General features: G+C 52.1%; 15 protein-coding genes. 6 read left to right on the top strand and 9 right to left on the bottom strand.

From position 1 onward, the window contains the following. Positions 1–93: 93 nt before the first annotated feature. Entirely contained in the window at positions 94–903 is an 810-nt protein-coding gene (locus AACS05_RS24025; RefSeq protein ID WP_045449142.1) for a dienelactone hydrolase family protein, read from the top strand. A gap of 84 nt (positions 904–987) precedes the next feature. On the opposite strand, the gene metE is transcribed toward AACS05_RS24025, so the two are convergent. Further along, positions 988–3,249, bottom strand: coding sequence for a 5-methyltetrahydropteroyltriglutamate--homocysteine S-methyltransferase (metE, locus tag AACS05_RS24020; RefSeq protein WP_045449140.1), 2,262 nt, complete (start codon positions 3,247–3,249; stop codon positions 988–990). 235 nt (positions 3,250–3,484) lie between these two features. Between metE and metR the strand changes: the two genes are divergently transcribed. Further along, a complete protein-coding gene (gene metR / locus AACS05_RS24015; RefSeq protein WP_045449138.1) occupies positions 3,485–4,438 on the top strand; it encodes an HTH-type transcriptional regulator MetR in 954 nt (317 codons plus the stop codon). On the opposite strand, the gene AACS05_RS24010 is transcribed toward metR, so the two are convergent. The 3 genes from AACS05_RS24010 to pldB all read right to left on the bottom strand — a co-directional run bounded on the left by AACS05_RS24010 (position 4,326) and on the right by pldB (position 7,133). Then, positions 4,326–5,225 (bottom strand): carboxylate/amino acid/amine transporter, encoded by a 900-nt coding sequence (locus AACS05_RS24010; RefSeq protein WP_045449135.1) that lies wholly within the window; start codon positions 5,223–5,225, stop codon positions 4,326–4,328. The two genes, metR and AACS05_RS24010, sit on opposite strands and share 113 nt — an antisense overlap. A 75-nt stretch (positions 5,226–5,300) precedes the next feature. Further along, positions 5,301–6,101 carry a sugar/pyridoxal phosphate phosphatase YigL gene (gene yigL / locus AACS05_RS24005; RefSeq protein WP_045449133.1) on the bottom strand — a complete coding sequence of 267 codons (801 nt, stop codon included), beginning with the start codon at positions 6,099–6,101 and terminating at the stop codon, positions 5,301–5,303. A 15-nt stretch (positions 6,102–6,116) separates the two neighbouring features. Continuing rightward, positions 6,117–7,133, bottom strand: a complete 1,017-nt coding sequence (gene pldB, locus AACS05_RS24000) for a lysophospholipase L2 (RefSeq protein WP_045449131.1) — start codon at positions 7,131–7,133, stop codon at positions 6,117–6,119. A 110-nt stretch (positions 7,134–7,243) separates the two neighbouring features. Here pldB and rhtB point away from each other — a divergent pair, with 110 nt between their 5' ends. Both rhtB and AACS05_RS23990 read left to right on the top strand, forming a co-directional pair. Further along, positions 7,244–7,864 carry a homoserine/homoserine lactone efflux protein gene (gene rhtB, locus AACS05_RS23995; protein WP_045449129.1) on the top strand — a complete coding sequence of 207 codons (621 nt, stop codon included), beginning with the start codon at positions 7,244–7,246 and terminating at the stop codon, positions 7,862–7,864. Between the two features lie 163 nt (positions 7,865–8,027). Further along, a complete protein-coding gene (locus AACS05_RS23990) occupies positions 8,028–8,912 on the top strand; it encodes an Rpn family recombination-promoting nuclease/putative transposase (protein WP_045449128.1) in 885 nt (294 codons plus the stop codon). Positions 8,913–8,951: 39 nt separating this feature from the next. Here the strand turns inward: AACS05_RS23990 and rhtC are convergent, their stop codons facing one another. From rhtC to pldA, 3 genes are all read right to left on the bottom strand, one after another. After that, positions 8,952–9,572 (bottom strand): threonine export protein RhtC, encoded by a 621-nt coding sequence (gene rhtC, locus AACS05_RS23985; protein WP_045449125.1) that lies wholly within the window; start codon positions 9,570–9,572, stop codon positions 8,952–8,954. 63 nt (positions 9,573–9,635) lie between these two features. Further along, positions 9,636–11,465 (bottom strand): ATP-dependent DNA helicase RecQ, encoded by a 1,830-nt coding sequence (gene recQ, locus AACS05_RS23980; RefSeq protein WP_045449123.1) that lies wholly within the window; start codon positions 11,463–11,465, stop codon positions 9,636–9,638. A 90-nt stretch (positions 11,466–11,555) separates the two neighbouring features. Beyond that, the gene (gene pldA, locus AACS05_RS23975; RefSeq protein WP_045449120.1) at positions 11,556–12,425 is read right to left on the bottom strand and encodes a phospholipase A; all 870 of its coding nucleotides are present in this window, start codon (positions 12,423–12,425) and stop codon (positions 11,556–11,558) included. 163 nt (positions 12,426–12,588) lie between these two features. Between pldA and yigI the strand changes: the two genes are divergently transcribed. Beyond that, positions 12,589–13,056 carry an acyl-CoA thioesterase YigI gene (gene yigI / locus AACS05_RS23970; protein ID WP_005133301.1) on the top strand — a complete coding sequence of 156 codons (468 nt, stop codon included), beginning with the start codon at positions 12,589–12,591 and terminating at the stop codon, positions 13,054–13,056. Between the two features lie 51 nt (positions 13,057–13,107). Next, entirely contained in the window at positions 13,108–14,004 is an 897-nt protein-coding gene (gene rarD / locus AACS05_RS23965) for an EamA family transporter RarD (RefSeq protein WP_045449117.1), read from the top strand. Between the two features lie 83 nt (positions 14,005–14,087). Here the strand turns inward: rarD and corA are convergent, their stop codons facing one another. Together corA and ysgD are read right to left on the bottom strand one after the other, a co-directional pair. Then, on the bottom strand, positions 14,088–15,038 hold the full coding sequence (corA, locus tag AACS05_RS23960) for a magnesium/cobalt transporter CorA (protein WP_045449116.1): 951 nt from the start codon (positions 15,036–15,038) through the stop codon (positions 14,088–14,090). A gap of 154 nt (positions 15,039–15,192) precedes the next feature. Further along, positions 15,193–15,249, bottom strand: a complete 57-nt coding sequence (gene ysgD, locus AACS05_RS23955; RefSeq protein ID WP_212723238.1) for a YsgD/CorL family protein — start codon at positions 15,247–15,249, stop codon at positions 15,193–15,195. Between the last annotated feature and the right edge of the window lie 147 nt (positions 15,250–15,396).

The following is a 15,396-nucleotide window of genomic DNA, read 5'->3' as shown; positions in this document are numbered from 1 at the left end:
AAGATAGACCGTTTAAGGCAATGTGATTCGTTGCATGTGTCTATAGTTAACAATGCGCTTTTTTGCTGATTATTTAAGGGTACGGAGAATACCATGACAACAATACGACAATCTGGCTTTGCACCTGCTGCATCCCCACCCGCATCAACAACAGTTCACACACCGGATAACGCGATTATCGCAGGTGTAACGTCAATACCTTCTCAAGGCGATGATATGCCGGCGTATCACGCGCGGCCAAAACAGGCTGATGGCCCGCTGCCCGTAGTCATCGTCGTGCAGGAAATATTTGGCATTCATGAACATATCCGTGATGTTTGCCGCCGACTTGCGCTGGAAGGGTATCTGGCTATCGCCCCGGAACTCTATTTTCGCGAGGGCGATCCAAATGATTTTGCAGATATCCCTACGCTACTGAGTGGCCTGGTAGCTAAAGTGCCTGACTCCCAGGTGCTGGCCGATCTGGACCACGTTGCCAGTTGGGCCTCCCGCAACGGCGGTGATGCACATCAACTGATGATCACCGGTTTTTGCTGGGGCGGTCGTATCGCCTGGCTGTATGCCGCTCACAATCCACAGCTCAAAGCGGCTGTGGCGTGGTACGGAAAACTGATTGGCGACAAAACCCTGAACTCACCTAAACACCCTGTCGATATCGCTACCGACCTGAATGCACCGGTATTGGGGCTTTACGGCGGTCAGGACTACAGCATTCCACAAGAGACTATCGAAACGATGCGTCAGGCATTACGCGCCGCGAATGCCAAAGCGGAAATCGTGGTCTATCCCGATGCCGGACACGCGTTTAACGCCGATTACCGTCCGAGCTATCACGAAGAGTCTGCAAAAGACGGCTGGCAAAGAATGCTGGAGTGGTTCGCACTTTATGGCGGGAAGAAATAACGTATTTTGCCGGGTAGTGGCTACGCCTTACCCGGCTTACAAAACATCTCATCAGAACAGAGGCTTGCGCCTCCGTTTTTAATCTTACGCCTGACGCAGGTTCTGCGCGGCTTTGACCATGTTTGCCAGTGCGGCACGGGTTTCCGGCCAGCCGCGGGTTTTCAGACCGCAGTCCGGGTTCACCCATAGACGCTCTGCGGGGATACGTTGCTCAGCTTTCTTCAGCAGGGCTTCAATCCACTCGACACTTGGAACGTTCGGTGAGTGGATGTCGTACACGCCCGGTCCGATTTCATTCGGATAGTCAAATTCTTCGAATGACTCCAGCAGCTCCATGTCAGAACGTGAGGTTTCAATAGTGATCACGTCTGCGTCCAGCGCCGCAATCGAATCCATGATGTCGTTAAACTCGCAATAACACATATGAGTGTGGATTTGGGTTTCGTCCTTCGCCACCGCAGCATTAATGCGGAAAGCTTCCACGCCCCACTCCAGGTATGCTGCCCAGTCGCTGCGACGCAGTGGCAGACCTTCGCGCAATGCCGGTTCGTCAATCTGGATGATGCCAATGCCAGCGGCTTCCAGATCCGCGACTTCATCACGCAGCGCCAGCGCAATCTGTTTAGCGATAGTTTCACGAGTCACATCTTCACGTGGGAATGACCAGCAGAGAATAGTCACAGGGCCAGTCAGCATGCCTTTAACCGGTTTATCAGTCAGTGACTGTGCGTACTTCGCCCACTCAACGGTAATCGCTTCCGGACGGCTGACATCACCAATTACCACTGGCGGCTTCACGCAGCGAGAGCCGTAACTCTGTACCCAACCGTTCTGGGTGAAGACAAAGCCATCCAGATGCTCACCGAAATACTCCACCATGTCGTTACGCTCGGCTTCACCGTGTACCAGCACGTCGAGGCCTAAACGCTCCTGTTCTACAATGGCCTGTTTAATGTGCTCCGCAATGCCGGTGCGGTAGTTGTTGGCGTCAAGATTGCCTTTCTTGAAGTCCAGACGCAGACCGCGAATTTCCGTGGTTTGCGGGAAGGAACCAATGGTCGTGGTCGGCCATGCCGGCAGGTTAAAGCGCGCACGCTGTGCTTCGGCACGTACCGGATAAGCATTGGTACGCTGGCTGTCCTGTGCAGTGATCGCAGCCAGACGTTTTTCAACGGCTGCATTATGTACACGGGTTGAATGGCGACGAGCCTGAATCGGCGCGCTCCACTCCTCCAGCGCGGCAGTATCACCGCTGTTCAGCGCATCACGCAGCAGCGCCAGCTCACCGCATTTTTGCAGAGCGAAAGAAAACCAGCTCTTCACTTCAGCATCAAGGCGAGTCTCGACACTCAGATCAATTGGGCTGTGCAGCAGGGAACACGAAGAGGCTACCCACAGCGCACGTTTGCCGACAATGTCTTTAATCTGCGCATATTTCTCGGTTAAATCGGCACGCCAGACGTTGCGGCCATTCACCAGACCTGCAGAGAACAACCAGTCATCCGGCAAACGTTTGTGCAGTTCTGCCACGTCATCTTTACCATGGACCAGGTCAACATGCAGACCCTGTACCGGCAGTGCGGTGATGGTGTCGAGATTCGGGGTTACTCCTTCGAAATAGGTGGTCAACAGCAGCTTCACTTGTCCTGTGAGCGCGTCATACGCTGATTTGTAAGCATCCAGCCACTCCTGCGGCAGTTCCAGCACCAGTGCCGGTTCATCAATCTGCACCCACTCAATGCCACGTTGCGCCAGCCCAGTCAGCACCTGCTGGTAAACTGGCAGAATGTCTTTCAGCAGGCTCAGACGGTCAAACTGCTCGCCCTTCACTTTGCCCAGCCACAGGTAAGTCACAGGACCCAGCAGCACCGGTTTCACTTTGTGACCCAGCGCCTGCGCTTCGTCAACTTCGTCCAGCAGTTGGGTCCAGGTCAGTTTGAACTCCTGACCTTTAGTGAACTCCGGCACCATGTAGTGATAGTTGGTATTAAACCATTTGGTCATTTCTGCCGCCGCCGCCGGTTGACCGGTCGGTGCACGGCCACGGCCAATGCGGAATAAGGTGTCGATGTCGACAGAGCCGTCTTTGTTCTGATGGCGGGCCGGGACGTTACCCAACAGCAAACTGGTGGTCAGGACGTGATCGTACCAGGCAAAGTCCCCCACCGGCAGCAGGTCAATACCCGCTTGCTTTTGTTGATCCCAGTGGCGGGCACGCAGCTCACGGCCTACTACCAGCAACTCTTCACGAGAGGAATTTCCCGCCCAGTAGCTTTCTTGTGCTTTTTTCAGCTCGCGGCGCAGGCCAACACGAGGGAAACCGAGGGTGTGATTAAGTATTGTCATTTTTCTTCCTCTAATTATATGTAAATCCTATAGATTTTGAATTTAGGGAAGGAGGCAAGTTTATTCATCCCTGAGAGCTTACTGAAGTAAGTGACCGGGGTGGAAAAACGCAGCCAACACACCATAAATTTAAAAGACGAAGGATTTTAGCCGTCCAGATGTTTACACATCCATAATGTAAAGGTACTGTGTATTCCTCAAGCGCAATTTGTTCATGCCGAGGTGAAGGACTTTCATGATCGAGATTAAACATCTGAAAACGCTGCAAGCGTTGCGGAATAGTGGTTCGCTGGCAGCCGCAGCAGCGACGCTGCATCAGACCCAATCCGCCCTGTCTCACCAGTTCAGCGATCTGGAGCAGCGTCTTGGCTTTCGACTATTTGTCCGCAAAAGTCAGCCTTTGCGCTTTACGCCGCAGGGCGAAATTTTGCTGCAACTGGCAAACCAGGTGCTGCCACAAATTGGTCGTGCGCTGCAGGCATGTAATGAGCCGCAGCAAACCCGGCTGCGTATCGCCATTGAGTGTCATAGCTGTATTCAGTGGTTGACCCCCGCGCTGGAGAATTTCCGCGCAAATTGGCCGCAAGTAGAGATGGATTTTAAATCCGGCGTGACGTTCGATCCGCAGCCGGCCTTACAGCAGGATGAGCTGGATCTGGTAATGACGTCCGACATTCTGCCGCGTAGTGGCCTGCACTACTCACCGATGTTCGATTTTGAAGTGCGTCTGATCCTGGCACCCGATCACCCGCTGGCCAGCAAAACGCAGATCACGCCGGAAGATTTAGCCAGTGAGACTCTTCTCATTTATCCGGTACAGCGCAGTCGGCTGGATGTCTGGCGTCATTTCCTGCAGCCTGCTGGCATTAGCCCGTCGTTGAAGAGCGTGGATAACACCCTGCTGTTGATTCAAATGGTTGCCGCCAGAATGGGTATCGCCGCCTTGCCGCACTGGGTAGTGGAGAGTTTTGAACGCCAGGGTCTGGTGGTGACCAAAACCCTGGGCAATGGATTGTGGAGTCGACTGTACGCCGCTGTACGCGACGGTGAGCAGCGCCAGCCAGTCACTGAAGCGTTTATTCGTTCAGCGCGGAATCACGCCTGCGATCACTTACCGTTTGTGCGGAGTGCGGAGCGACCCAATGCCGATGTACCCACAGTGAGGCCACTATCACAGCCGCACCAGTGATAAAGCTCGGCCAGTGAGGCTGTTGATGCCAGATTGCCAGGTTAACCAACAGTCCCGCAGGCACATGCATATTATTCATAATGCCCAGCGTACCCGCGTCCACCTGCGTCGCGCCATAGTTCCACATAAAGTAACCAATGCCAGATGCCGCCACCCCAAGAAACACCAGGATCCCCCACTGCAACGTGGTTTCAGGCATTTTTTGGGCATTCCCCAACATGAACCAGGCAACAATCGCCACCAGCAACGCCCCCATATAAAACCAGGCAAAGGCGTTGTGTTGCGGCATTGGACGAGTTTCCATCAGACGCTTGTAACCCACCATACCGATGGCAAAGCTAATGTTGGAAAGCTGCACCAGAAGCAGGCCGGTCCAGAAATGACTGGTCACCTGATCGTAACGAATAATCCCTGCACCAATCACCGCCAGTAACGCGCTGAACGCGTAACTCCAGCGTAAGCGGCGTCGGCTCATCAGGTCATAAATTAGCGTAATGTAGAGCGGCGTCAGGACAGTAAACAACAGTAACTCTGAAACCGTCAGATAGAGATAGGCACGGAAACTCAGCATATACATGATGCCAAGCTGCATGGCCCCCACCAACATGTACAGACCGATTGTTTTTACGCCGTGCCCACGGGTACGCAGAAACGGCAGGAATACCAGCGCCGCAAGCCCAACACGAACCAGTACCGCAAAATAGCTATCGACATGACCAGCAAGGTACTCGCCAAACAGGCTAAAAGAAAAGGCCCACAGAATCGTGGTAATGATGAGTAACGCCACAATGGATGTCTCTGAACAAAAGGTACACCCATTGTAGCGAAGAGTTTAGTTGACAACTGGTCAACTAAAGAACAATTACTTTAAAAAGAGATCGCGCAGATAGTGCGGCACGGCATCGTCGGCATTGAGACCAATCACATCCAGTTCCGGATGCAGATCTTTCAGGCGCTGATGCGCATTCCCCATAATGCAGCCTTTTCCTGCCATGGAGAGCATCTCTGCATCATTCATACCGTCGCCGAAGGCAATGCAGTCCTGAAGGCTGTAACCCATCGCTTTCGCTACCGCTTCCAGTGCATGGCCTTTCGAGACGCCGCCAGCCATCACTTCCAGGCAAGTGAGAGTGGAGAAACTGACGTTCACGCGATCGCCCCAGCGGGCATTAATCGCCTGCTCCAGCGGTAGCAGCCTTTCGTGTGAGTCGGTGGTGAAAAACACTTTGCTGATGCCTTCCGGCTCCAGTAGCGCAGGTTCAAACAGCGAGTAGTTAAATACCGCTTCTTTGAAAAAACGCATTTCATCCGGGCGATGGCGGTTCATAAACCACTCATCATCGCGATAAACGTTAGTCACGATGTCCGGATTTGCATTCACCACACCAAACAGGTCACTGGCAATGTCACGATCCAGGTTATGCGAGAACACCAGCTTTCCATCAGGATCATGCACGCGCGCGCCGTTGGAGGTGATCATGTAGGATTTAATCCCCAGGTTATCGCGAATTTGCCCCACATCAACATGATGCCGACCGGTTGCGAACACAAAGTTGACACCACGAGCAGTCAGCAATTTCAGTGTCTCTTTGGCATAAGGGGACAGGGTATGGTCGGGGGAAAGCAATGTACCATCTAAATCAGACGCAACAACCTGATACATAAGAAAATTAAACCTCTAAGCAAAGCGATTTCCGCTGGATGAGTTATGCCTGTTGAAAAATTCAACAATGGCGTTGAGCGCGACTGAGCGCATTGCGTCCTTTTCAAAAAGGATCTCATGGTACGCGCCTTTTATGACAAGCGGCTGACCTCCTTCTACAGGATGGTCCGCTGCGGCGCGGAGTTCACAAAAACGATCGTGCATGCGGTTATCCACCACACGTTCTTCTTCAGCCTGAATTAGCAGCATTGGGGTAGCGTCATCTCCAGCTCCGGCCAGGACCTGCTCACCAGCCAGAATGCCTTCACGCACCCAGTGATAAGTGGGACCGCCGACACGCAGTTGCGGATCATCAGCATAGAAGCGCAAATTACGCCGATAGCGCTGTCGGCTATGGGTTAGCGAATTCATCCCAAACGGCAGTGCCCGCCAGCGACCGGTTCCCATAGCATAGCCTTCGCGAATGCGCGGGTGCCCCTCGGCCCAGTCAAGAATATGGCGCACCATCCAGTCAGGAAAACGCATCACAATACCAAACATTGGGGCGCAGAGCGCGATGGCATCACACTGATTAGGATGGCGCTGCAGGAACAGCGTTGCAATCGCACCGCCCATGGAATGCGCCAGTATGTAACGTTTTCTCCATGGACCTGGCTGTACTTCCTGCTGCCAGAAGGCGGCTAAATCGTCAACATAGTCATTAAAGTTATCCACATGACCACGATGCGGGTCCGATAACATCCGCCCGGAACGCCCTTGCCCGCGGTGATCGATAATGAGTATGTCAAAACCAGAATAAAACAGGTCATACGCCAGTTCAGCGTACTTCACGTAGCTTTCAATGCGCCCAGGACAGATAACGATCACACGATCGTTTTTTTCTGCACGAAAGCGGACGAAACGAACAGGGACATCATCTACGCCTGTAAACTCCGCTTCCTCCCGCTGATGCCAGAAATCTGTCAGTGGCCCCATGGAAAAAGCGGCAAACGCGTTTTCTCTTGTTTCCCAGTCTTTTTGCTGCTGAAACATCAGGTATCCAGCCTCGCTGACCAAGTAAAATCGTTTTTTTCGCCGTGTCTGACACAACGCAGCGACAGTAGCGTATTGTGGCATAAAAATAGACAATCCGGGAGTTTCTCATGACCTTTGAATGGTGGTTCGCCTACCTGCTGACCTCTATTATTTTGAGCTTGTCTCCGGGCTCAGGTGCAATCAATACCATGACTACCGCCATCAGCCACGGCTATCGGGGAGCAAGTGCATCGATTGCTGGTTTGCAAACCGGGCTAGGTATCCATATCGTGCTGGTTGGCGTTGGACTGGGAACGTTATTCTCACGTTCGGTTATCGCATTTGAGGTGTTGAAATGGGCGGGAGCGGCTTATCTGATTTGGTTGGGAATTCAACAATGGCGCGCTGCGGGCGCTATCGACCTGAACACCATGGCGAATTCACAATCACGCAGTCGCCTGTTCAAACGGGCCGTTTTTGTCAATCTGACTAACCCGAAGAGTATTGTGTTTCTCGCCGCACTGTTCCCCCAGTTCATTATGCCGCAGGAGCCTCAGTTAATGCAGTATGTCGTGCTTGGCATCACGACCATTGTGGTCGATGTGATAGTGATGATAGGTTACGCGACGCTGGCCACGCGCATTGCAGGCTGGATTAAAGGGCCAAAACAAATGAAGGCGCTAAACAAAGTGTTTGGGTCACTGTTTATGCTGATAGGCGCCCTGTTGGCATCAGCTCGGCATGCGTAGCAAATGGAACAGTGCTCGCACTGAAATACTGACAGTCAGAACATCTGTACATGGCTTTTCGGGCCTCGCCGCAAAGGGATAAAAGTCTTTTATTCTGCGCTATCAGGGGGTTAATTGCTCATGCCAGAATTCAGCCACATTCACCTTTCACGGATGATGGACGATGGCGGAAGCAACGACACCACACGATGCTGTATTTAAGACCTTCCTCTCCCGCGTGGAAACCGCGCGGGACTTCATCGAACTTCATCTTCCTCCCTCATTACTCAAAATTTGCAAACTGGAAACGCTGCAACTTGAATCAGGTAGCTTTGTGGAGGACGATCTGCGTCCCTATTTCAGTGACATCCTCTATTCACTGGAAACCACCAGCGGCCATGGCTACGTACATGTGCTTATTGAGCATCAAAGCTCACCGGATAAATATATGTCGTTTCGACTGATGCGCTATGCAATCGCAGCCATGCAACGTCATCTGGAGGCAGGAAACGATACTCTACCGCTGGTTATTCCTGTTCTCTTTTACCATGGGAAGCAAACGCCCTGGCAAGGTTCAATGAACTGGCTGGATCACTTTGAGGATCCGGGTACCGCCCGTCAGCTTTACAGCACGCCATTTCCACTGGTGGATGTGACGATAATCCCCGATGATGAAATCATGCAGCATCGCAGTATGGCAGCACTGACATTAGTGCAAAAACATATTCGCCAGCGTGACATGGCGCAGTTGCTGGATAAACTTACCCGCCTGTTTATGCTGGAGAAGATGAGCGGACAACAAATAATCGTGCTGATAAACTACATGGTGCAAGCAGGGAATACACAAGATGTTCAGACATTACTGTATAAGCTGGCACAGCGCGTGCCGCAGCATGGAGACAAACTGATGACAATGGCGGATCAGCTAAAGCAAATTGGTCGCGAAGAGGGCAAACGTATTGCCATACTGGACATTGCAAAAGCAATGCTTAAGCGAGGTCTGGATATTGATGCAATTATGGAAATGACCGGCCTTTCGAAGGATGAATTACAGAAACTTGCGCAATAAACAGCTCTCCGCCTGGGTCTACCCAGGCGGGTAACCGAATTAACGCGAAATAATCAAATGGATACCAAAACCAGCGAACAACGCGCCAGCAAATCCATCAATCCACTTCGCCAGACGCTGATAGCCACGACGCATTTTCGGTAGCGCAAACAGGCTGGCGACCACGGTAAACCAGGCCAGCGTTTCTACGATTATCAGGGCAAAAATACCCCAGCGCGCGCCGGTACCTACGCTATCACCTACAAACAGCGAGAATACAGAGCCAAAATAGATAATGGCTTTAGGATTCGCCAGGTTGGTCAGCAGGCCTTTGATAAAGCTGCGTCCACTCTGTGCCAGCTCAACCTGCGGTGCGGGAGCAGCGACATCCTGTTTTTTAAACGCGCCACGCAGCATCTGGTAGCCCATCCAGCACAGATACAGACCGCCACCCACCATAATAATAGTGTGCAGCCAGGCCATTTTTTCGATGATCAGATGCAGACCGAGCAGCGCCACACCTGCCCAGACCATGACACCACAGGTGATGCCCAGCACGCCCATCATCGCTTCTTTACGCGAACGGCTGACGGCCGTTTGAGAAACAAAGAAAAAATCGGGGCCAGGGCTCATCAGCGCAACGATGTGTACCAACGCAACGGTAAAAAATAGCGTTAACATAAAATTGACTCGCGGGGGAATAGTTCAGTGAGTCACCATCCTGGCACTTTTTTGCCTGGCTGACTACTCTTCGTCGTCACCATCAACGTGCGCACGAATAAGCGCCATAAACTCTTTGCCGAATCGCTCAAGTTTACGCATCCCTACGCCATTGACGCTCAGCATTTCGCTCGGTGAAACTGGCATCTGTTCCGCCATTTCAATCAGCGTGGCATCGTTGAAGACCACATACGGTGGAATATTCTCTTCATCTGCAATGGCTTTGCGCAGCTTACGCAATTTGGCAAACAGCTTGCGATCGTAGTTGCCGCCAAAGGATTTCTGCATCGCACGCGGTTTTAGCGCCACAATGCGCGGCACGGCAAGCTGTAGCGGGACATCGCCGCGCAGTACCGGGCGCGCCGCTTCGGTTAACTGTAACGCGGAGTGATGGGCAATATTCTGCGTGACCAGGCCAAGATGGATCAACTGGCGGATCACGCTCACCCAGTGCTCATGGCTCTGCTCACGTCCAATACCGTAGACTGGCAGTTTGTCATGAGCCAGCTCACGAATACGCTGGTTATTTGCTCCGCGCAGCACTTCGACGACATAGCCCATCCCAAAACGCTGGTTAACGCGATATATCGTCGACAGCGCTTTACGCGCATCCATTAAACCATCGTACTGTTTCGGCGGATCGAGACAAATATCGCAGTTGCCGCACGGCTCCTGACGCCCTTCGCCAAAATAATTCAGCAGGACCAGACGACGGCAGGTTTGCGCCTCGGCAAACGCCCCCATCGCATTCAGCTTATGTCGCTCAATATCAAGCAATTGCCCGGCGGGTTTCTCTTCAAGGCAGCGGCGTAACCACGCCATATCGGCTGGATCATAAAACAGCATCGCTTCTGCAGGCAGGCCGTCACGCCCGGCGCGACCCGTTTCCTGGTAATACGACTCGATGTTACGTGGAATATCAAAGTGCACCACAAAGCGTACGTTAGGTTTATTAATTCCCATCCCGAACGCCACGGTTGCCACGACGATTTGCAGGTCATCGCGCTGGAATTTCTCCTGCACCTCAGCACGAATGCTGTTTTCCAGCCCGGCATGATAGGCCCCTGCGCTGATCCCACGACTTTGCAGACGTGCGGCGGTATCTTCTACTTTCGCACGGCTATTACAGTAAATAATACCGGACTTGCCGCGCTGTTCTTGCACGTAACGCATCAGTTGATCGAGAGGCTTAAACTTCTCCATCAACATGTAGCGAATGTTCGGTCGGTCAAAGCTGCTGATCTGAATTAACGGATCATTCAGCCCCAGCAGACGAACAATATCCAGTCGGGTTGTTTCATCAGCGGTTGCCGTCAGTGCGACAAACGGCAGAGCAGGAAAACGTTGACGCAGCTGGCCCAGTGCGGCGTATTCCGGACGAAAATCATGCCCCCACTGAGAAATACAGTGCGCTTCATCAACAGCCAACAGCACCGGATTCCAGTGCGCCAGATGTTCAAGAAAGTTATCCAGCATCAGACGTTCGGGCGCAATGTATAGCAAGCGGATTTGCCCGCTGCGGCAACCGACCATCACCTCAAGCTGCTGCTCGCGACTCTGGGTGGAGTTCAGACACGCAGCCGCTACGCCATTTGCCAGCAGTTGATCAACCTGGTCTTTCATCAGGGAAATCAGCGGTGAAACGACAACGGTTAGCCCGTTCAGCAATAATGCGGGAATTTGATAGCAGAGGGATTTACCGCCACCGGTCGGCATGACGACCAGGCAGTCGCGGCCAGAGAGCACGGTGTCGATGATTTCTTCCTGACCAGGGCGAAACTGTTGGTAGCCAAAGGTTTCCTGTAAAACCTGTTTAGCGCCCATTTCCAGATTCAACACTTCCGCCTGCGCCACATTAACCCCATTAGCTATAAATAAAAACAGGCGCTATTTTCAGCGCCTGAGAGAGAAACTGCAATGTTTAAAACACAATCATTGCGCAGATCAGAAAATGTCATTGAGCATCACGCCCACACCCACGCGCGTCTGATTAAAGTTGTAGTCGATCAACGATTCGCCATAGCCACTGTAGACCTGGGTATAAAGACGAACATGCTTCGTGATGGGGTAACTTAAACCCAGCTCCGCGCCGCCATAGCCCGTATTCCAGTTGTACTGACCTTTGGCGCTTAATACGGCATCCCCCAGGTGATAACCAATTTTGAGCTGATAGTAACCCATGTATTTGGTGATATCGGGGTTGTCATCTGTGCTACCGATGACGTACCACGGTTTCACTTCCACCAGCCAGTTACCCTGTTCTGCCATCAGGCGGGTATACAGGCGGTTCCAGCTACGCGAGGTCGGATCGGAACGACCGTTAGAGTCATGGTTGTACCCCATTTCGACATCACGCAGCGTCCAGCCGGCAAAGCGATAGTCGGTGGCAAAACCGAGGAAAAGTTGCGGCTCGTAGTTGGTTTCGCGAAACGGTGAGGACTCTTCACTATTGGAAAGCTGCCACCATGATTTCTGGGTATAGGAGCCACCGAGCACAGAGTTCGGGCCTAAAATCCCGCGCCAGAGCGGAAACGCCAGGCTCAGCTGGAACTTAACCTCATCTTTACGCGCATTATCAGACCAGCTATAGCTACTGATAGCCTCTTTATTCATGTCGCTGGTATTGGTGTAGATGAGATAGTTGGTGTCATAAGGGTAAAGCGTGAAGGGGTTATCATGCTCCTGCAGCATATTGGCGATAACACTGCCGCGCACCGCTGGTGCATCATGAATCTCTTTCACTGTCGCTTCCTGCGCATACGCGGTCAACGGCAGCATGACTGCTGGTAATAACCAACCCAGAATCGCCCGCATTTTTAGTGTTCTCCAGACCAAATATTGATGAATTGTATAATTATCTGGCAAGTATTCTACATACTTAGCTGGCTTCTCGTTAGTTATCCCGTCTTAAAGTAGAAAACAACAAATAATAAGCATAATATCAACATTTCATTAACCAATGGGGTGTCAGGATCGTATGTCTGCCGTACTTACTGCTGAGCAAGCGCTGAAATTAGTGGGTGAAATGTTTGTCTACCATATGCCGTTTAACCGGGCTCTGGGGCTGGAACTGGAACGCTATGAAAAAGAGTTTGCGCAATTAGCGTTTAATAACCAACCCATGATGGTCGGCAACTGGGCGCAAAGTATCCTGCATGGAGGCGTAATCGCCTCAGCATTGGACGTTGCCGCCGGACTGGTATGCGTTGGCAGTACGCTGACCCGCCACGAAACCATCAGCGAGGACGAACTGCGCCAACGGATGTCTCGTATGGGGACTATTGATCTACGTGTTGATTACCTGCGCCCGGGCAGGGGCAATCGCTTCACGGCGACCAGTAGTCTGCTGAGAGCGGGCAACAAAGTTGCTGTTGCTCGTGTGGAACTGCATAACGAGGAACAACTTTATATCGCCAGCGCAACCGCCACTTATATGGTGGGGTAAGCGCGTAAAAACAGGTAAACTGCTGTTACATTTCTGAACCGAGTTTTCCCGATGGATGCTAAACAAACGCGGCAGGGCGTGTTACTCGCTCTTGCTGCCTATTTTATTTGGGGCATCGCACCCGCGTACTTCAAGCTGATTTACTATGTCCCCGCCGACGAAATCCTGACGCACCGCGTCATCTGGTCGTTTTTCTTTATGGTGGTGTTGATGAGCGTCAGCCGCCAATGGTCGGGCATCAAAACGCTGCTGCAAACGCCAAAGAAGATTTTCCTGCTGGCGCTATCAGCGGTGCTCATCGGCGGAAACTGGCTGCTTTTTATCTGGGCGGTCAATAACCACCATATGCTGGAAGCGAGCCTGGGCTATTTTATTAACCCGCTGGTAAATATTGTGCTGGGGATGATTTTCCTCGGCGAGCGCTTTCGCCGCATGCAGTGGCTGGCCGTACTGTTAGCCGCCTGCGGTGTACTGGTACAACTGTGGACATTCGGTTCACTGCCCATCATTGCGCTGGGGCTGGCTTTCAGCTTTGCTTTTTATGGTCTGGTACGTAAGAAGATTGCCGTCGAGGCGCAAACTGGCATGCTGATCGAAACCCTGTGGTTATTACCCGTTGCGGCAATTTATCTGTTTGGTATTGCAGATAGTCCAACCAGCCACATGGCTCAGAACCCTATGTCGCTGAATCTGCTGCTGATTGCTGCGGGGATCGTAACTACTATTCCCCTGCTCTGTTTTACCGGCGCAGCCACGCGTCTGCGTCTGTCCACGCTGGGCTTTTTCCAGTACATCGGCCCAACGCTGATGTTCCTGCTGGCAGTGACATTCTACGGCGAGGTTCCGGGGGCGGATAAAATGGTAACGTTCGCCTTTATCTGGGTAGCATTGGCGATTTTTGTTGCGGATGCGATTTACACCCAGCACAGGACGCGCAAAGGGCTTTAATATCGTTTACCTGATGGCGCGAGCTTATCTGGTCTACAGATTACGTAGGCCGGGAAAAGCTAAGTCGCCATCAGGCATAAAAATTACAACCAGTTCTTGCGCTTAAAGTACAGATATGGCGCCAGCCCTGCGAGCATCATAAAGACAATCGCCCCTGGGTAACCAAAACTCCAGTGCAGCTCAGGCATAAACTCAAAGTTCATCCCGTAGCTTGAAGCCACCAGTGTTGGCGGCAGGAATACCACAGATACCACCGAGAAGATCTTGATGATACGGTTCTGCTCGATATTGATAAAGCCCATCGCCGCCTGCATCAGGAAGTTAACTTTCTGAAACAGTGATTCGTTGTGCGGCAGCAGGGATTCGATATCTCGCAGGATCTCACGCGCCTGCTCCAACTGACCGCCTGGCAGACGCGCCTTGCGCACAAGGAAGTTCAGTGCGCGCTGGGTATCCATCAGACACAGGCGAACTTTCCAGCCGATATCTTCCAGTTCCGCCAGCGTAGAGAGCGCCTCGTCATATTCATCGCCCTGACGTCCTTCCATAATCACGCGACTGAGCTTTTCCAGATCGCTGTAGATGTTTTCTATTTCATCTGCCAGTTGTTCGATTTTGGTTTCGAACAGGTCGAGCAACAGCTCGTAAGCGTTGCCATCTACCATCGCCTGGCTTCGCGCACGCATACGGTACAAACGGAATGCCGGCAGTTCGCGCTCACGCAGGGTAAACAGGCGCCCTTCGCGAATGGTAAATGCGACAGTTGAGTTGCCCGCGTGATCGTCGGCATCTTCATAGAAGAAGAAGGAGTGAATATGCAGACCGTCTTCGTCTTCGAAAAAACGTGCGGATGCTTCGATGTCTTCCAGTTCAGGGCGCGTAGCCAGATTCTGGCCCAAGTCCTTTTGCACACGGTTTCGTTCTTCGTCATCCGGCTCGACTAAATCGACCCAAACCGAACTGGCCAGGTGCTCGATCTCGTCTGCCTCAAGGCGAGTTAAACGATTGTTTTCCAGTTGAAATGCGCTCAGCATGACCGGGACTCCCAATGCAAAAAATTATCGGACAGTTCGGTGGGCACACAGAAACAAATTGGGTTTCAGACCATTAAACAGCCTGACTCAGCGCGACGGGAAAAAACAGAAGGTCGCTGACAACCGCGAAGGCTATCAGCAAAAAGGGATAGCCTTAGGAGTTGATCCTGGATGACAGGATAATGAGCCAGTATCTACTGGGTGTGTCCAAGGCGAATGTCCTCTTAGCGTAATCGTGCGCGCATGTTACGCCAGCAAAATTTTGACGTCAACACGCAACAGATGGCGAAAAAGTAATAATTTCCCCTCATGCACCAAGGTTAGCAGAATAAGGGTATTTATCTATGATTTCAGAAGA

It is taken from the genome of Citrobacter sp. S-77 (assembly GCF_963864895.1).
In the GTDB taxonomy this organism is placed as follows: Bacteria; Pseudomonadota; Gammaproteobacteria; order Enterobacterales; family Enterobacteriaceae; genus Citrobacter; species Citrobacter murliniae.
Note: the sequence above shows the minus strand (reverse complement) of the source record. Positions and strands in the feature narration are given on the sequence as shown.